The following is a 17,926-nucleotide window of genomic DNA, read 5'->3' on the forward strand; positions in this document are numbered from 1 at the left end:
TAACTACTATTTCATCAATAGCATTGACAAAAAATATTAGATTTCGTACAATTAAAGTAATCTAATTAGTACAGAATAAACCTTTTAATAAAAGGATACCTATTTTCAAATCATTTACATTAACTCTTTTTGACTTAACATAAAAAGTAACATTTAACAAGAATTCATACTTTTTATTGCGGGTTAAGTATTAAACATAATACTTAAGTTGAAATTATTTTTAGAAAGCTCACCATGACTCTATTCGATAGAATAAAAGGCCTTGCTGATAAGCAAGGAAAAAATATAAAAACAGTTGCTCTTGATATTGGATTAAGTGAAAACGCAATTTATGGATGGAAGAAAACAAAACCTAAAGCTGATGACTTGGCAAAAGTAGCTGATTATTTTCATGTTACTGTTGATTTTTTATTAGGACGTGAAGGATTAGAAATTATAAACGAACCAATTGATCTAGCACAATTAGTTGATGACAGCAAAGTGGATTGGGATAAATGGGTATTATTCGAAGGAAAACCTCTAAGTGACGATGTAAAGATAGCTATGAAGCTTATTCTCGGAAAACGTTTGGAAGATAAGTAAGGAAATAAACTATAGCAGGAAGGGTTTTAAACTACTTTCAGCATCCCCTTTTAGACTTTCTCATGAATTAAATCATCTTCAAAGCAGTCATTTCTCTCTTCGGCAAATATTTGAAAGAATAAAGGAAACTACAAATATTTGAAGCTCTTTATGAATGCAACGTAAGCTCCTTTTGAATTAGCTTATACCATTTATAAACAAGATGAAATAAACTCTAACCTCAGTAATCTATGATGCATGACTCTATTCTTAATTATATTAGTGTAATTGATAGTGTAAATATTTATCAATTTTATCTTCTCACCATTTAGGCCTTTATTTTTATGATACGAAAGTAAAAGAATTTATGAAATTATTAGAAGCAACATAAAAGAACCCCTACGAGCAAACCTTGATACTCGTTAAAAGCTAGGTAGGAGAAAATTTATGAAAAAAATTTCAATTGCCCTCGGAGTGCTTTTGTCATTAAGCGTAAGCGGAATAATTTCCGAAACTAGCGCTTCTGCAGCATCTACTGTACCTGTTTATCGACTCTATAATAAAAATACTGGAGAGCATTTTTATACTAAAAGTGCTTTTGAAAAAATAGCCTGAAAAATTCTGGCTGGAACGATGAAGGAACTGGTTGGATAGCTGCAACATCAGGAACTCCAGTTTATCGAGTTTACAATCCAAATTCAGTGGGCGGAGATCACTACTATACTATGAGTAAATATGAAGCTCAAAGTTTAGTCAAGAGCGGATGGCGTTGCGATAATGGCGGAAATGCCGCATTCTACTCTGGTGGAAATGTCAATCTCTATGTTGCCTATAATCCAAATGCAGGTTCTGGTTCACACAACTATACAACTAATTCATTTGAACAAAACAGTTTACTTAATGGAGGATGGAAATTTGGAGCAGTAGCTTGGAAAGTTCAAGCTGGTGGAAGTACTGTAACTCCTCCTGTAGGAAGAACTGTTTATGTAGCTGGTAAAGATTCGAAAGTCTATTGATATAGTCTTACTGCCCTAATTGATTATGGTAATAAACACGGTCATCCAGTTAATCAATCTGAGATTTTTACCATGACTGAAAGTCAAGCTATTTCTTCTGGTCGTCGTCACTCATTAACAGAAAAATAATCCAAATTTATACTATTTCAAGTCATTTGGCACAAAAACAAGAAAACCGCTCAACAGAGCGGTTTATTTGTATGATTAAATGCGTCCGGAGGGAATCGAACCCCCATTGCAAGAATCGGAATCTCGCGTGATATCCATTACACTACGGACGCTATAACCCCTTTATTCTACCTAATTTCAAAAAAAATTGCAAGAAGAAACTCAGCAAAATAAAAAAAGCTATCTCTTGATAACTTTCTTTTTTCTTTTTATTTTCCTGCTTTTATTGCTGATAAAATCTGGGTTCGCAAGCTTTCTGCTCCTTCAGCTCCACTAGGAAGGAAGATGGTTGAGTTTCCACCCGCAGCAAATTGGTTCAAAGTATCCAAATATTGGTTGGTCAGCAAAATCGCCATAATTTGTTCTTCATCAAGTGCCACACCAAGTTTTTTGATTTCAGTAATTTGTTGAGCTAAACCATCAACGATTGCTTTACGTTGTTCGGCAATCCCAACACCATGCAAGCGATCTTTCTCAGCTTCAGCTTCGGCTGCCGTCACAACTTGTATTTTATTAGCATTAGCCAACATTTGACTAGCATCTTGCTTACGTTGAGCCGCATTGATTTCGTTCATAGATTGCTTAACTTCAGCATCTGGTTCAACTTTAGTAATCAAAGTTTTAACAATAATGTATCCGTAAGTTTGCATTTCTTCAGCAACCGTTTTTTGAACTTCAAGAGCGATTTCATCTTTTTTCTCAAAGACATCATCCAAAGTCAACTTTGGCACAGCTGACCGAAGGGCATCTTCGATATAGGCTTTGATTTGTTCACCTGGGTTCATCAATTTGTAGTAAGCATCTTTAATTGATTGTTCGTTTACTCGATATTGTGTAGCAATATTCATCGTAACAAAGACGTTATCTGCAGTTTTTGTTTCAACAGTCATCTCTGTTTGCAACAGGCGTAATTGAATTCGCGCAGCAATTCGGTCAATTCCCCATGGTAGTTTTAAATGAAAACCTGGGCTTGCAGTAAATTGATATTTACCAAAACGCTCAACAATAGCAACCGTTTGTTGCTTCACGACGAAGACAATTGTACTTAAACTAAAGATAAGAATTAGTAAAACAATTGCCAAAATAACGAGTGGAAAAATAATAATATCCATGAAAAGTTCCTCCTTGTAGCCTCTCATCAGTCACTGATCAATCTGTCAGTAAAATTAAATAATTAGTTTTTTTAATGAAAATGTCTTTGTCAGTAACCGTTTTCAAATAGTCTATCACTTATTGGAGAGAATTGCAATTTTTTAGGCAGCTAATTCATCAATGATTAAAAGCCTTTTGTAATATAAACCAAATGTTTTCGTCCATCTCGTCCATAGCACAAAGGACTTAAAAAGCCAATTTCCTGTGCTTGCTCCAATAAATCCTCAATATTATAACCTGATAAACGGATATATTCTTCATTTTCCGCTTGCTCGGTCAAGGCGGTCACGTCTTTAACTTTCTCAAATTCACTTTGGAATTGAGCAGGTTTCATCTGCAATTTTCCATCTTCTTCAATCAATAGATAGTGTGGAAAAATTTGCGCAATTTCAAACATCAATTCAGCTGTAATTTTTACTGGAAACTCACTAAAGATAAGCGCTTCTTCCGCTTCATTTTTATAAGAAAAACCAAATGATTTGCCTGAAAGGTTGAGTCGAATAAAACGGAAATGTTCAGAACCCACTTTTCCTTCAAGTTGAAAATCTGGGTTTTCTTCAAAAATATCAAAGGCCTTAGAAAGCTCAAAGAAATAGTCTGTCGCATCCTTAGGCGAGCGTTTTTGATAAAGTTCAGCAAAATAAGCATTCAATACCGATGCTGGCGGAGTAACCAAAAGTCGTTTATCGGCGACATCAGTTAAAGTGGCTAATCTATTTTCTAAAAAAATTTGATCTTGAGCCATGAATCCACCATATTTCATTCCCAAATCTATCCATTTTTTATCATTCATCTTCTCTCTCCTTTTTTGCTAAAAATATTACTGACAAGCTTCTAATCTTTTTGTCAGCAAAATAAGTTGACTGATTTAAAGTCTGTCAGTCAGATATAATGTCCTTTTTCAATCATTTTCATTATAACATTTTTACGAAAAAGAGTCAGTTCAAAAATTGAGTCACTTTCTCAAAAACTGAATCAGGGTATGTTTCTGAAAAGACATCCTCAAATTCGACTTCCATTCGATTTCTGAACCAAGTCAATTGCCTTTTAGCGTAACGTCTGGAATTACGTTTGACTAATTCGACTGCATCTTCTAAACTAATCTCGCCAGAAAAGTAAGGGAAAAATTCTTTATAACCAATCCCTTTTGCTGCTTGAGCATCGGGTGCCTTTTCAAATAGAGTTCTTGCCTCAGCCAAAAGCCCTTCGCTCATCATTTGCTCTACCCGCTGATTGATTCTTTCATAGAGCACTTTTCGCTCTGCATTCAAGCCAATTAATAAAAAATTATAATCAGAACCACTATTTTCGTCAGTTGAACCAAAAGTTTGCAACTCCAAAAAGCGAATCGCTCGTCTGCGATTCAATTCAGGAAAATTTGGATTTAATTTAAGAACTTTTTCAAAGAGCTCTTCGTCAGTTAAAGCCGACAATGTTTCTCGAAGTTCCATCATTGCTTGATGATTTTTTTGACCTCCCAGATGGTAACCTTCTATCAGTGACTGAATATAGAGTCCTGTCCCACCAACAATAATCGGGACATTCCCACGTTCAATAATCTCCTTAATCAATCGATTGGCTTCCATCACAAAATCATGAACCGAAAAATTCTCTGTCCATTTTCGAACATCAATCAAATGATGAACTGCTAAGGCTTGTTCAGCTTTTGTTACTTTCGCTGTCCCAATATCTAATCCCTGATACACTTGTTGTGAATCACCAGAAATAATTTCACCATTCATTTTTATAGCTAAATCAATGCCTAGTGCCGTTTTACCCACCGCAGTTGGTCCAACAACAACCAAAACTTTATTATTTTTCATTTATATCTTTAACTCACCCTCACGATTTCCAATCTCTATTATTTCAGAAATAATCAGCAAATTCAAGCTTTGACCAGAAAAAAAGTTACTGACCATTCTGTCAGTAACTTTATAATATATTTTACAGTCTCTTAAGCCGCAAACACTTTTTGGTAAATTTTCTTTCCACGTGACATCAAAGATTTTCGATAATCTTCCCGCCCAACAATCAGTGTCATTTTACTAAAAATGTAGCATGATAGGAGAGTAACGGCAAAGTTAGGAAGAGACAAGAAAGTCAATAAGGAAACGCTCAGAACAACTACGTCAACTAAGAATAATACTTTATCGATTTTAAAATCCCATTGTTCTTCTAAAATTCGACTAAGTAGGATAGAGCCGCCAAAAGTCCCTTCCGAAATGATGACTAGACCGGCACCGATGCCTGATAAAATTCCATCAAAAATTCCGGCAAAAATAACATGTGAGAATTGAAAACCAGTAACACCCAATGCTTCATAAATCATTAACCAAAGACTCATCGCAAGAGCTCCGGGAATACTTAAAAGTAAAATTCTACGTGGAAGCAGACGTCCCCCGAAAATAAAGAGGGGTACATTTACCAAAAAGAAAGTCAAGGCTGGGTTGATGCCGAAAACAAAATCCATAAGTACAGAGAAACCAGCGACACCATTACTTGCTAAACGGTTGGGGATGACGAATAATTGAACAGATAATACATAAAGGCCGACACCTATAATCAGGATGAGTAAGTCCCTCATAAACTTCTGATCAATTTTTACACCTATAATTGTCATATTTCTTACCTTCTTTCTTTTTCATTTATTTATTACAACTGATACTAATATATCACATGTGTCTAATCTTAACCTTAACCGGTTAAGATTAAAAAATCTTTCATTTTTAGAAGTGATTCGATAGCGTTTTCACATTTTTTGATTTATAATGATAATATAATGATTTTTAAATAAAAACTAAAGGAGCACCGCAAGTGAAAAATAAATTTATCCAAGGTTACCTCATTGGAAAATCAGTCGAAATTCTTGTCGCTGGAACTGCCCTCTTGATTGCCAAGAAAAAAGGATATCTTCCCTCAGCTGACAAGGCTGAATTCATCGCTCAAAAACGAAAAGAATCCGCTCGAAAACGACTTGCACGCTAAAATTTTTACTGACAAAAATAAAAACTTACTGACAGAATCGTCAGTAAGTTTTTTAATTTGTTGCAGGAGCTTCTGTTTCATCTACTTGCTCTAAACGCTCATGAATTTCCAAATTACGTACATCTGAAAGAACCAAGGGAACCGTTTCAACTGTTACTTCCGAGAATTGAAGTCCAAACCAACGAATTGGTGAAGCAGTAATTCTCTTAATTTGTGCTTTCGTTTGAAGAACAAAACGTTCAAAGCCTGGCATTTGTCGTGCATTCATTAATTTTTCTTCAACAACGACAAAGCGGAAATCACCAACTTTACGTCCTGGAGTGATACTGTAGTGTTGATGTTGTCGAGGCAAGCGACCTGATTCCATCAAATCCGTCACAATAGTTCGTAGATAGCGCGGAACTTCTTGACGCATACGGAATCCAAGATAAAGATTCACTCGAACAATAAAATCAGTATCCATCATATCAACTTTGTACTCAGAAGTATAAGGTTCGTCAGTAACTTTCACATTAACAAACCAATAGCATTCCGCACGTTTTGGCCGTTTGTCTAAGATGGAATACAAGATAGAACGGTCAATCCATTCATGATCCATTTTACTCGTCAGATAAACCACATTCGTTTGATATAAGTCATAAGATTCATCATGACGCAAAGCATTCAATTGATTCTTATATTCATTAATATTCAAAGATTTAATGTATTTCATAACAATCTTATGTGACTTATTCCAGATAAACATCACAAAGATAATTGCCAAAGCAATCAGTACAACAATATATGCTCCATTGATAAATTGTACCAAGGAAGCCGCAAAGAACGAGCCTTCAATACAAAAGAGACCAATGGAAATAAAAGCAATCGCAATTTTGGGCATCCCTTTTTGAATTAAGAAATAAGTCAAAAGGGTCGTTGTCATTAACATAGTGATTGTAATCGCCAAACTATAAGCGGCTTCCATATGTTCTGAAGTTTTAAAATACAAAACAAAGAAGGAAGTCGTTACCCAAAGTGCAAAGTTAACTGCTGGGATATAAAGTTGTCCCAAAGTTTGCCCTGGATAATAAATTTTAAACAAAGGTAAAAGTTTCAAACGAATCGCTTCAGAGACCAAAGTAAAGGAACCTGAAATCAGTGCTTGAGAGGCGATAATCGCGGCTAGCGTTGACAAGATAACAACATAAATGACCATATTATCAGGTAAAACGGCAAAGAAAGGATTAAGCTTTTCAATATGTTCACCACGGTGAGCTAAAAGCCAAGCCCCTTGTCCACAATAAGATAAGATAATACAAATCTTAACAAATGGCCAGCTGACATAAATATTTCCGCGACCTACATGTCCTAAGTCAGAATAGAGTGCTTCTGCCCCAGTTGTTACCAAGAAAATTGAACCCAAGATAAAGAAACCAGCCTTATTTTCCGGACTAAATAATAAATGAATCGCATAATAAGGATTAATCGCCTTAAGAATTGATAAGTCAAGAAATGAGTTGATTAGCCCACTCACGCCCAAAAAGCCAAACCAGATAAACATAATTGGTCCAAACAAACGACCAACCAAACTTGCTCCAAACCTCTGAATTAAAAAGAGAAAGGCAAGGATTATCAAAGTGGTCACCATGACCGTTGTTTGATTGGAGTAAACATGAGTTACCCCTCTTAATCCCTCAATTGCTGAAGTGACCGTTACAGCAGGGGTCAATGCCCCATCTGCTAGTAATGTCGCTCCACCAATCATTGCTGGCACAATCAGCCATTTTCTCATTCGTCTAACAAGCGTAAACAGTGAAAAAATACCGCCTTCATGATGATTATCAGCCTTCAATGCAATCAAAACATACTTAACTGTTGTGATTAGCGTTAAAGTCCAAATGACAAGAGAAACAGCCCCTAAAATAAAACTTTCAGAAAGATTTGCTAATCCTCCCTGTCCTCGAACAATAGCCTGCATGGCATAAAGAGGACTTGTTCCAATATCACCATAAACAATTCCTAATGCAATCAGGAATCCCGCAGAGGTCGCTTTGTTAAACGACCAATTATGTAAGTGTACTTGACCCACTTTTATAACTCCTCAACTTTCTTCAGCGAAAATAGTCAAATAAATAAAACGAAGCTTAGCTCGTTTTTTAATAGCTATATTATAGCAGATTATCCCCAGTTTATTCAAAAAAAACTGTGAGAAATTACATTTATTTATTTCTCGCAGCTTTATATAAAATACGTTATTCTTCTAAAACACTACTATATCAATCAAATCCAAGCTTTTTGCATATTTATTTTGACAGATTTTCCACTTCATTTTCCTTAGAAATTCGCTCGAGAATTTCCAAATTTCTGACGTCTGAAAGGACTAAAGGAACCGTTTCAACTGTAACTTCTGAGAAATGGAGTCCAAACCAACGCGCCGGCGAAGCCGTAATTTTCTTTATTTGCTCCTTTGTTTGAAGGACGAACCTTTCAAAAGCGGGCATTTGTCTCGCATTAATCAACTTTTCTTCTAAGAGAATGAACCGGAAATCGCCAACCTTCCGTCCGGGAATGATACTGTAAGGTTGATGCTGTTGTGGTAAACGTCCTGATTCCATCAAATTAGTCACGATTGTGCGCAAATAACGTGGAATTTCTTGACGCATGTGAAAACCGAGATAGAGATTGACACAAACGATAAAATCAGTCCCTAACATATCCACTTCATACTTAGAAGTATAAGGCTCATCTGTGACATTAACCTTCACAAACCAGTATACTTCAGCTTTCTTAGGTCGTTTATCTAAAATTGAATACAAGATTGAACGGTCAATCCATTCTTTAGCCATTTTGGCCGTCAAATAAACAACATTTGTATGATAAAGATCATAGGATTCGTCTTTTCGCAGCTTATTCATTTGTTCTTTGTAATCATTAAGATTAGAAGATTTGAGGTATTTATAGAAAAGTTGGTCAGATTTGTGCCAAATTGCCATAACGAATAATATGAGGGCAGCTAAAATCACAACCACATAACCACCGTGCAAGAACTTTACAGCAGAGGCTGCAAAAAATAATCCTTCTATGAAGATAAAAGCACCGAAAAAGAGGACAACGAATACCTTTTTGACTTTTTGATGTTGTGCTAAATAAACCGTTAATAAAATTGTTGTCATTAACATGGTGACCGTAATCGCTAAGCCATAAGCGGCCTCCATGTGGGCAGAACTTTGGAAGTAGACAACAATAAAACTTGCCGCGAGCCATAAGCCCAGATTTACCGCTGGAATATACAATTGGCCAAAGGTTTCCCCCGGATAATTGATTCTCAATCTTGGGAGTAGTTTAAGGCGAATGGCTTCAGAAACCAATGTAAATGAACCAGAGATTAAAGCTTGGGAAGCAATAATTGCTGCCAAAGTCGCTAGAATCACAGAAAAAATAATCAGGCTTTGAGGTAAAACTGCAAAAAATGGATTAATATCACCTAATGATTTTCCGCGATTTTGTAAAAGCCAAGCCGCTTGTCCACAATATGATAAGATAATACAAACTTTAACAAATGGCCAGCTAACATGAATATTTCCTCGGCCCACGTGACCCAAGTCAGAATATAGAGCTTCTGCCCCGGTCGTCGCTAAAAAGACTGAACCAAGGACAAAAATCCCTGCTTTATTTTCTGGACTTAAGAGTAAATGAATGGCCCAGTAAGGATTGATTGCTTGAAGGACTGAAAAATCGCCAAAGAGATTAATCAAGCCTGTAATCCCAAAAAAACTAAACCAAATAAACATCACTGGTCCGAAAACTTTACCAACGATCGAAGTTCCAAAACGTTGAATCAAAAACAGAATTGCCAAAATCGCCAAAGTTATAATGACAATTGGTAATTGTTGCTGACCAAAAGCTTCATGAAAAGCTGGAATAGACCTCAATCCCTCAATTGCCGAAGTAACTGTAACAGCTGGTGTTAAAGCACCATCAGAAAGCAAGGCAGCTCCACCAATCATCGCTGGGATAATTAACCATTTTGCATATTTACGAACAAGAGTAAATAGGGAAAAAATCCCACCTTCATGATTGTTATCCGCTTTTAAAGCAATCCAAACATATTTGACCGTTGTAATCAAAGTCAAGGTCCAAATAATCAATGACAAAGCCCCGATAATTGAGGTCTCCGAAATTCGTTCAAGCCCTCCTTGACCTTGGACAATGGATTCCATTGTGTAAAGAGGACTTGTCCCAATATCACCGTAGACAATTCCCATTGCGATAATGAAACCTGCGCCTGTCGCCTTATTAAATGAGCGATTATGTTGATAACCCATTTTAGCTCCCTCAACTTTCTCTAGTTGCAATCATTTTTTTTAAAATAAGCTAAGCACATTTTGATTATCTAATAATATAACATTTTATCCATTTTTTGTTAAAAAATGTTCCAAAGAATACTACTAATCTTTAAAAGAAAAAAAGCTAGAAAACTCTAGCTTTTGATTGAATATTTTTAAATTAATCTTCTGTATACCAGTCGTAATGGAAGATTCCTGCTTTATCAGTTCGTTCATAAGTGTGAGCACCGAAATAGTCACGTTGAGCTTGAATCAAGTTTGCAGGAAGATTTTCAGAGCGATAGCTATCGTAGTAGCTAATTGCTGAGGTGAATGTTGGAATTGGAATTCCTGCTTGAACAGCAAGTGAAACCACATCACGAACAGCTTCTTGATAACGTTTTGTGATGTCTACAAAGTAGTCATCAAGCAAGAGATTTTCAAGTTCGCTATCTTTGTTGAAAGCATCAGTAATGTTTTGGAGGAATTCTGCACGGATGATACATCCAGCACGCCAAATTTGAGCAATTGTACCATATGGCAAGTCCCAATCAAATTCTTCAGAAGCTTTGCGAAGTTGAGCAAATCCTTGAGCATAACTCATAATTTTTGAGAAATAAAGTGCTTTGCGGATTTTTTCGATTACTTCTTTTTTATCGCCTGAGAAATCAAGAGCTGGGCCAGACAAAACTTTGCTTGCTTTAACACGTTCATCTTTATAAGTTGAAATATAACGAGCAAATACTGATTCTGTAATCAATGGAAGTGGTACACCAAGGTCAAGGGCAGATTCTGAAGTCCATTTACCAGTTCCTTTATTTCCTGCTTTATCAAGAATTTTATCAACGATATAGCCTTCGCCTTCATCATCTTTACGTTTCAATACTTCTTTTGTGATTTCGATGAGGTAGCTATCAAGTTCGCCTTCATTCCATTCTTCAAAAATGGCTTGAATTTCTGCGTTGCTAAGTCCAAGAACACGTTTCAAAAGGTCATAAGATTCAGCAATCAATTGCATGTCGCCATACTCAATTCCGTTATGAACCATTTTAACGTAATGTCCCGCACCATTGGCTCCCATATAAGCAACACATGGTTTACCGTCTTGAGGAGCTTTAGCTGCGATTTGTTCAAAAATTGGAGCTACTAAATCATAAGCTTCTTTTTGTCCACCAGGCATCATAGAAGGACCCAAGAGCGCTCCTTTTTCTCCACCTGAAACACCAGTACCAATGAAGTTGATTCCTGAGTCAGCAAGTTCAGCATTACGACGCATTGTATCTGGGAAATGAGTATTCCCACCATCAATCAAGATGTCGCCTTTGTCCAAAAGTGGCAAGAGTGATTTGATGGTTGCATCAGTAGCAGCTCCCGCTTGAACCATGAGCATGATACGACGTGGTTTTTCAAGACTTCCGACAAATTCTTCAAGTGTTTTTGTGAAAACAAGATTTTTATCTTGATGTTCTTTATAAACTTCTTCAGTTTTTGAAGTCGTACGGTTGTAGATAGCAACGGTATAACCACGTGACTCAACATTGAGTGCAAGGTTTTTACCCATTACAGCCATTCCGACAACACCAAAGTTTGCTTGTGCCATTTGAAATCCTCCAGAGTATTTCTTTTATTTTATATATTATATAGTATAACGCAATTTATTTCCAATTACCATAGTTAGGTGTGTAAATGTTTTACATAGCAAAAAATCTGCCTAAAAGACAGATTGAATTTTATTATTTTTCGTCAGGAAAATTTGTTAATTCTTTGGCTTCATCAGCAATTTTCTTTGCTTCTTCTGCAAGAGATTGAGTGTCAATATCTTCTTTTACTTCATCTTTTGCATCACTGAATTTAGCCACTACTTCTGCAGCTTCATCAGACAGGTCAGATTCATCCTCATCAAAGAGTTCTTCACCACTTTCTTTCATTGAATTAATCTTTTCAACGACAGCATCTTTTGTATCATTGAAAAAGTCAATAACAGTTTCTTTAGAAAGTTCTCCTGAATCCACTTTTTCCATAATTAAATCACGTTTTGAAAGCAAGAAATCTTTAGCTTTATCTGCTGAAATCTCTCCTGAATCAAACTTTTCTTTAATTTCATTAAATTTTTCAGCTGAAAAATCAAGAGCAGTATCTCTCATCCCTGTCAATGTTTCTTGGGGATTTTCTTTTAAATCATCATAAATTTTCCCCGCTTCCTCACGGAGTTCGCTTCCTTTTTTAGGAGCTAAAAATAAAGCGGCTGCGGCTCCAACTAAAGCACCAACTAGAAATCCTGTTTTTTTTGACATCGATTAAGTCCTTTCTTTATGTAAGTAATTTAATTTACTTTTACACCAGCTTCAGATTTATCTTTTTTGACAAAGAATTTTTTCGCTGTTTTGGCAAGTACAACAGCCGAAGCTGAAGTTGTTTTTCGTTTTGTTGAACCTCGATTAAGGCGTGTTACAAGCTTACGGCTTGAGGCATTAATATCTGAAACGCTTTCAGATAAATCAGCAACTGCTGTAAACAAGGGGTCAATCGTGGCGACTTTCCCATTAACATCATCAAGCAAAGTGTTAGCCTTAGTCATGATTCCATCGGCTTGATGAAGCAGTACGTCCACATCACTCGATACTAATTTAACAGTACGGTTCGCTTCTTCTACAACTTTCGAAACCTTATGTAATACAATAACCAAGAAGACTACCAATACAGCAAATGCTATCGCGATAATCAATAATGCAATATTTCCCACGTTTCCTCCTCTTATTCGGACTTAAAACTCTATGTCCATTTTTTAATCTTCTTTCATTTGGATGAAAGCGATTCTATTTTATCTTATTATAACAAATTGTTGCGCCATTTTCTAATATTACTTACATTTTTTTATGACAAAAAGGCAATCCCTTAGGATAGCCTTCTTAATTTTTTTTAATTCTACGATAAACAAATAGGATAATTCCTAATATCACTAATAAAACTGACAACCATTGTGACACCCGTGCTGGGCCCAACATTAAGCTATCAGTACGCATCCCTTCAACAATAAAGCGTACTGCCCCATACCAAACGAGATAAAAACTAAAAATATCTCCTCGTTTCAAACCTTTGATACGATGTCTAAAGACCATAACCAGAATAAATCCACTTAGGGTTCCAATACTTTCAAATAAGAAAGTGGGCATTCGATAATGACCCTCGATAAACATTTGATTTCTAATAAATGGTGGAAGCCAATCTAAATTTGAAACAATTTTACCGTAAGCCTCTTGGTTTACGAAATTTCCCCAGCGGCCCATTGCTTGAGCAAGGAAAACACCAGGTATAGTAATATCTAGCAAATCTAAAGGATGGATCATGCGGTAGTAGCTAAAGACAAAAAGAACAATCGCTCCAGCAATTAAACTCCCATAAATGGCTCCTCCACCATCCCACATTGCAATAATTTGCGACGGATGCTGACTATAATAAGACCATTGGAAGATTACATAATATAATCTTGCTCCAACAATTCCTAAGGGAAAAGCAAAAAGTACAAAATCAATAATATCGTCGACCTTTATGTTTCGTTTTGGTGCTTCTTTACACGCTAACCAAACCGCTAATGCCGCACCACCCACGATAAAAATGGCATACCAATGAATAGCAAGAGGGCCTAATTGGAGAGCAATTTTATCCAGAGCTAAAAAAGGAAATAAATTATTCATAGTTTTTATCAGTTTTCTATTTTAACTGACAGTATTTCTGTCTGTCAGTTAACTCTAAGTTTTATTGTGATTCTTTGTTGTGACTGATCAAGTCTGTTAGACGATCTTCAAAAGTTTTGGTTGCATCAAAGCCCATTTGTTTAGCTCTGAAATTCATGACTGCCGCTTCAACAATCACTGACACATTACGCCCTGTTTTTACAGGAATACGCGTTTGAGGCACTTCAACATCAGAAAATTCGACGATTGTCGGCGCATTTCCCAAACGATCAAAAGCTTTTTCTTTATCGTAATATTCTAAATAAATAGCCATATCAATATCCGTTGAATCTTTGACAGCACCTGCACCAAAAAGGCTCATCACGTCAATAATCCCAACGCCACGAATTTCTATCATGTTGCGTAAAATTTCTGCAGGTTCTCCAGAAAGCGTAAAAGCATCTCGTTGAAAAACGTCTACACGGTCATCAGCAACTAATCGGTGACCTCGTTTAACTAATTCAAGACCTGTTTCAGATTTACCAATCCCACTCGCACCTTGAATCAGCACACCAACACCAAAAATATCCATCAGAACACCATGAACTGTGGTTCTTTCTGCTAATCGTTCATCAAGGAATGAAGTCAAAACCGAGTTTAAACGACTGGTTGCTTCCCGTGATTGAAGCAAGACAATATCTGCTTTTTTAGCTGCTGCAACCATTTCACTTGGAATTTCTAAATTACGCGCAACAATCACAACTGGTGTTTCTTTGGCCATGACCTTTTTTAAAAGGTCATAACGATTATCTCCGACTACAGTCATCATGTAAGACCACTCTTTCATCCCAAAAAGCTGAATTCGCTCAGGAGTGAAGTAATCAAAATAACCAGCCATTTCTAAACCTGGCCGCATAATTTCGGAAGTTGTAATTTCTTTTTGTAATGCTGTTTCTGTTGAATAAATCACATGAAAGTGAATTTTATCAAGTAAGTCTTGAACTGAAACCGCCATTTTAATTCTCCCTTATTTTTTCATAAATTAAGAATAACTGACAGAGTTGCTAGAGAATAATGTCATGTTTTTTTACTTACAAGTCTCCACAAATTTTGTCAGTACTTTTATAATAAAAATTGTGATAAAAAATCACATTTTCATCTCACGTATAAATTTATCCAAGCGATAAGCAAGGAAGATTCGGCGCACCAAAAAAAAGCCGAAAAATGTGGCTAAAAACCACGAAGCAGAAAGGAAGGCCCAGCTGAAAATCCAAGCTTCAATAACCGTTCCAATCATAAATGAGTAAAATCGTTGTTTAGGCATGCCTCTATTATGCCATTTTTAAGTCAGAAATGTCAATGGATTGTCTTAATTAATGACTGACAAAAATCACATTTTATTTTCTAAAAAAATGAAATTTCATCATTAATTAACAAAAAATTTGATGATTAAAAAGAGGAGGACAGCATCTACAAGTAGGCCCAAATACCAAGAAAGATTAAAGTACCATTTTCTTGTTTTGTGATGACAGAGATGACCAGCTAGAAGTGCTCCAATCCCCTTACCTAAAAGTGCTTGGGCAAGTAAAACTTTCTCTGGAATTCGCCATAAGTGATGCTGTGCCTTGTACTTATCGACCGCATAAAACACAAAGACAATAAGATTCCAAACTGCTAATAAAGCTAATAGATAAACAATCATTTTCTTCTTTCTCTTCTAATTTAAATAATCGTTAGATTTTAAATTCTCTCATTTTTTCAACTCGAAGGGCTCCTTTTTGACCACTAAAAGTCTAGCGTTGTTTAAATTCTCTTCGATATTGATTATTGCCCGAAATAATTTGACCAGAATCAATAGAAACAAGATAGTCAATAGCTACAAAATATAGGTCAACTTCAAATTGATTATCTTTTATTTCCTTATAACGCGTGATACCATCTAAAATAGCACTGCGCGTATGATTAATCTGACCTTTATTTCTCATTTTTTCAAGAACTTTTTGATGCTTTTCATACAATTGATCGCCATAAAATGGTGATAAGCTTTGTAAATCTTGTTTATCCCAAGCTTCTTGAACATTAAGAAAAATTTCTTCTATTTCTTGTGCTAAAGCCGGATCATTTATTGTCTTTTCTTGATGATAATCTCTTTTTTTAAAAGGAAGTTTAACTTTATTTCTTACAAAATAAAGTCCGAGACCAACAAGCACAATCAGCCACTCCCAAATCCTTCCCCTACTATATCTTCTTCCCATTCTAGATGTTCCAGAATTAGAGCTATAATTATTGGAACCAGTATTATGATAATGGCTGTTAGTGTTTCCACCTCCAAAATTACCGCCAGTTCTTGTGCTTCTATTTCCTCCCCCTCGGTATCCTCCTGCTGTTGCAAAAGCATGAGGCGTGACCAAAAATAAACCACTGATGAGCAATAAAACAATTATTTTTTTCATCATTTGATTCAAAAACCATTCTCATTTCTTTGTATTTATATTACTTTATTTATTTTGTTATTATACCCTATTCCCTACATTATTTGAAATATCTATTCATGCTATGAAAATTCTATTTTTAGTGGAGTCTAAGAAAAGAGTATGATATAATTACGACATGAAAAAACTCATGAATGTTTTAAAATCCGAAACGGTAAGATATCTTATTTTTGGTGTTTTGGCAACTGCTGTCTATGCTCTTGTCAAATGGTTAACTTGGCAAGCATGGCATTCTGGCTGGGGCTCAGAAACTGCTGCCCAAGCTTCAAGTATTATTTTCGCTTTTTTCACGAATAAACTTTTTGTATTTAAACATCAATCAACCAATTTATTACGTGATTTCATCAATTTTACTTCTGGCCGGATTGTTCTCTTGCTCGTTTCTATTTTTATTAACTGGTGGTTTATTGACCAACATCCAGATATTTTGATGAACCTTTTTGGACTTTCTAAAAACAATATGGTGGCTAGCCTCAATCTAGTCGTTCAGGTTCTAATTATTGTCATTAACTATCTCTATTCAAAATTCTTTGTCTTTAAAGAAGATAAAAAGATTAATGATTAAGAAAATTATTTTTTAAAAAAACTACTGACAGTTCAATGCGATCAGAGTGAGCATTGAATCGGCGAACAAAAAACACTGACAGATTTTCTGTCAGTGTTTTTTTTATTTTCTAATTTCCTTGATGAATTCAACGATTTCACCGCGACGTGTTTCAATCTTACCAACTTTTGTTTTTTGGTAGACAGCATTTAGTATGGCACCAATGATTAGAACTCGGGCAATGAAAATAAACCAAATCATCAGAGCAAAAACAACCAATGACCCAATTAACTTCAAGTCATCCAATCGTTGCAAAGCAAAACTAACATACTTAGCAATCCAGTTTGTCAGAAAAACTAAAACAAAGGTTGAAAAAATTGTTCCAGGCATCGTATATCTTAATTTTCTTATTTTGACATTCGGTAGAATAAAATAAAGCATCATCAAAGACAAAAAAGTCGCTACAGCAATCGCTGGCAGGGTCATATTATGCAAAGTGCGATACAAATGATCATCAAAAGCGAAAATACGATGTACTTGCTCTAAAATTAATTGTCCAAAAGTTGAAAGGACAATTGAGAAATAGAGAAAGAGTAAAATCGCAAATCCTGCAGCTAAACCAATTACTCGACTGACAATAAAATCTCGATGATTAAAAACTTCATAAGCTTTATTCATCGACATCTGTAAAGCAGATAAAGCCCTTGAAAAGGTCCAAAAACCTGCCAAAACAGAAAGTGAAAGTAATCCGGTATTTCTTTGATTTAAGAGATTATTAATGACTGGTTCAATTCCTCGATAAACATCACTAGGAAGCTGCTCAGATAAAAAGCTCAATAAACCTGAAGTATCAATATGTAAGAATGGTAAAATATTTCCAATAATCAAGCCCAAAGGAAAGATTGCGAGCAGGAGATAATAAGCAACGGCAATTGAGGACAGACTCATTTCAGAGCTCTTGAAAAAAGTCATAAAAGTTGTCGTTAATTCACCAATTTTTTGTAGACCTTTTTTCATCTTTCCTCTCATC

Annotated in this window: 20 protein-coding genes and 1 tRNA gene; 5 read left to right on the forward strand and 16 right to left on the reverse strand. The window is 35.7% G+C overall.

Annotated features, from left to right (window positions below):
* Nucleotides 1-234: 234 nt before the first annotated feature.
* From LLA01S_RS04310 to LLA01S_RS13015, 3 genes are all read left to right on the forward strand, one after another.
* Nucleotides 235-582 (forward strand): XRE family transcriptional regulator, encoded by a 348-nt coding sequence (locus LLA01S_RS04310; protein ID WP_011675770.1) that lies wholly within the window; start codon nucleotides 235-237, stop codon nucleotides 580-582.
* 426 nt (nucleotides 583-1,008) lie between these two features.
* Nucleotides 1,009-1,176 (forward strand): hypothetical protein, encoded by a 168-nt coding sequence (locus tag LLA01S_RS13010; protein ID WP_232035057.1) that lies wholly within the window; start codon nucleotides 1,009-1,011, stop codon nucleotides 1,174-1,176.
* Nucleotides 1,177-1,211: 35 nt separating this feature from the next.
* Nucleotides 1,212-1,577: a hypothetical protein gene (locus LLA01S_RS13015; RefSeq protein WP_428279040.1), complete on the forward strand. Its 366-nt coding sequence runs from the start codon at nucleotides 1,212-1,214 to the stop codon at nucleotides 1,575-1,577.
* Between the two features lie 209 nt (nucleotides 1,578-1,786).
* Here LLA01S_RS13015 and LLA01S_RS04320 read toward each other — a convergent pair.
* From LLA01S_RS04320 to LLA01S_RS04340, 5 genes are all read right to left on the reverse strand, one after another.
* Nucleotides 1,787-1,858 (reverse strand) — tRNA-Arg (locus LLA01S_RS04320).
* Nucleotides 1,859-1,954: 96 nt separating this feature from the next.
* Entirely contained in the window at nucleotides 1,955-2,857 is a 903-nt protein-coding gene (locus LLA01S_RS04325; RefSeq protein ID WP_011675768.1) for an SPFH domain-containing protein, read from the reverse strand.
* Between the two features lie 164 nt (nucleotides 2,858-3,021).
* Entirely contained in the window at nucleotides 3,022-3,690 is a 669-nt protein-coding gene (locus tag LLA01S_RS04330) for a hypothetical protein (RefSeq protein ID WP_011675767.1), read from the reverse strand.
* Nucleotides 3,691-3,835: 145 nt separating this feature from the next.
* Nucleotides 3,836-4,720 carry a tRNA (adenosine(37)-N6)-dimethylallyltransferase MiaA gene (gene miaA, locus LLA01S_RS04335; RefSeq protein ID WP_011675766.1) on the reverse strand — a complete coding sequence of 295 codons (885 nt, stop codon included), beginning with the start codon at nucleotides 4,718-4,720 and terminating at the stop codon, nucleotides 3,836-3,838.
* Between the two features lie 131 nt (nucleotides 4,721-4,851).
* Nucleotides 4,852-5,517: a YitT family protein gene (locus tag LLA01S_RS04340; protein WP_011675765.1), complete on the reverse strand. Its 666-nt coding sequence runs from the start codon at nucleotides 5,515-5,517 to the stop codon at nucleotides 4,852-4,854.
* A 194-nt stretch (nucleotides 5,518-5,711) separates the two neighbouring features.
* Here LLA01S_RS04340 and LLA01S_RS12135 point away from each other — a divergent pair, with 194 nt between their 5' ends.
* Nucleotides 5,712-5,882: a DUF3042 family protein gene (locus LLA01S_RS12135; RefSeq protein WP_080683462.1), complete on the forward strand. Its 171-nt coding sequence runs from the start codon at nucleotides 5,712-5,714 to the stop codon at nucleotides 5,880-5,882.
* Between the two features lie 52 nt (nucleotides 5,883-5,934).
* On the opposite strand, the gene LLA01S_RS04345 is transcribed toward LLA01S_RS12135, so the two are convergent.
* The 10 genes from LLA01S_RS04345 to LLA01S_RS04390 all read right to left on the reverse strand — a co-directional run bounded on the left by LLA01S_RS04345 (nucleotide 5,935) and on the right by LLA01S_RS04390 (nucleotide 16,316).
* Nucleotides 5,935-7,950, reverse strand: coding sequence for a KUP/HAK/KT family potassium transporter (locus tag LLA01S_RS04345; protein WP_061777908.1), 2,016 nt, complete (start codon nucleotides 7,948-7,950; stop codon nucleotides 5,935-5,937).
* 214 nt (nucleotides 7,951-8,164) lie between these two features.
* On the reverse strand, nucleotides 8,165-10,186 hold the full coding sequence (locus LLA01S_RS04350; RefSeq protein WP_061777909.1) for a KUP/HAK/KT family potassium transporter: 2,022 nt from the start codon (nucleotides 10,184-10,186) through the stop codon (nucleotides 8,165-8,167).
* Between the two features lie 181 nt (nucleotides 10,187-10,367).
* On the reverse strand, nucleotides 10,368-11,786 hold the full coding sequence (gene gnd / locus LLA01S_RS04355) for an NADP-dependent phosphogluconate dehydrogenase (protein WP_014573039.1): 1,419 nt from the start codon (nucleotides 11,784-11,786) through the stop codon (nucleotides 10,368-10,370).
* A 133-nt stretch (nucleotides 11,787-11,919) separates the two neighbouring features.
* Entirely contained in the window at nucleotides 11,920-12,480 is a 561-nt protein-coding gene (locus LLA01S_RS04360; protein ID WP_011675760.1) for a YtxH domain-containing protein, read from the reverse strand.
* Nucleotides 12,481-12,509: 29 nt separating this feature from the next.
* Nucleotides 12,510-12,929, reverse strand: a complete 420-nt coding sequence (locus LLA01S_RS04365; protein WP_011675759.1) for a DUF948 domain-containing protein — start codon at nucleotides 12,927-12,929, stop codon at nucleotides 12,510-12,512.
* A gap of 166 nt (nucleotides 12,930-13,095) precedes the next feature.
* Entirely contained in the window at nucleotides 13,096-13,881 is a 786-nt protein-coding gene (gene lgt, locus LLA01S_RS04370) for a prolipoprotein diacylglyceryl transferase (protein WP_014573041.1), read from the reverse strand.
* 61 nt (nucleotides 13,882-13,942) lie between these two features.
* On the reverse strand, nucleotides 13,943-14,875 hold the full coding sequence (gene hprK / locus LLA01S_RS04375; RefSeq protein WP_011834603.1) for an HPr(Ser) kinase/phosphatase: 933 nt from the start codon (nucleotides 14,873-14,875) through the stop codon (nucleotides 13,943-13,945).
* A gap of 132 nt (nucleotides 14,876-15,007) precedes the next feature.
* The gene (locus LLA01S_RS04380) at nucleotides 15,008-15,184 is read right to left on the reverse strand and encodes a DUF3272 family protein (RefSeq protein ID WP_061777910.1); all 177 of its coding nucleotides are present in this window, start codon (nucleotides 15,182-15,184) and stop codon (nucleotides 15,008-15,010) included.
* A gap of 102 nt (nucleotides 15,185-15,286) precedes the next feature.
* The gene (locus tag LLA01S_RS04385) at nucleotides 15,287-15,562 is read right to left on the reverse strand and encodes a DUF1294 domain-containing protein (protein ID WP_061777911.1); all 276 of its coding nucleotides are present in this window, start codon (nucleotides 15,560-15,562) and stop codon (nucleotides 15,287-15,289) included.
* A gap of 91 nt (nucleotides 15,563-15,653) precedes the next feature.
* Nucleotides 15,654-16,316, reverse strand: a complete 663-nt coding sequence (locus LLA01S_RS04390; protein ID WP_232035130.1) for a TIM44-like domain-containing protein — start codon at nucleotides 16,314-16,316, stop codon at nucleotides 15,654-15,656.
* A 154-nt stretch (nucleotides 16,317-16,470) separates the two neighbouring features.
* Between LLA01S_RS04390 and LLA01S_RS04395 the strand changes: the two genes are divergently transcribed.
* Entirely contained in the window at nucleotides 16,471-16,917 is a 447-nt protein-coding gene (locus tag LLA01S_RS04395) for a GtrA family protein (protein ID WP_011675753.1), read from the forward strand.
* A 102-nt stretch (nucleotides 16,918-17,019) separates the two neighbouring features.
* On the opposite strand, the gene LLA01S_RS04400 is transcribed toward LLA01S_RS04395, so the two are convergent.
* Entirely contained in the window at nucleotides 17,020-17,913 is an 894-nt protein-coding gene (locus LLA01S_RS04400) for a YihY/virulence factor BrkB family protein (protein WP_032942759.1), read from the reverse strand.
* Between the last annotated feature and the right edge of the window lie 13 nt (nucleotides 17,914-17,926).

Origin of the sequence: Lactococcus cremoris subsp. cremoris NBRC 100676, assembly GCF_001591705.1 — a bacterium.
Taxonomy (GTDB): Bacteria; Bacillota; Bacilli; order Lactobacillales; family Streptococcaceae; genus Lactococcus; species Lactococcus cremoris.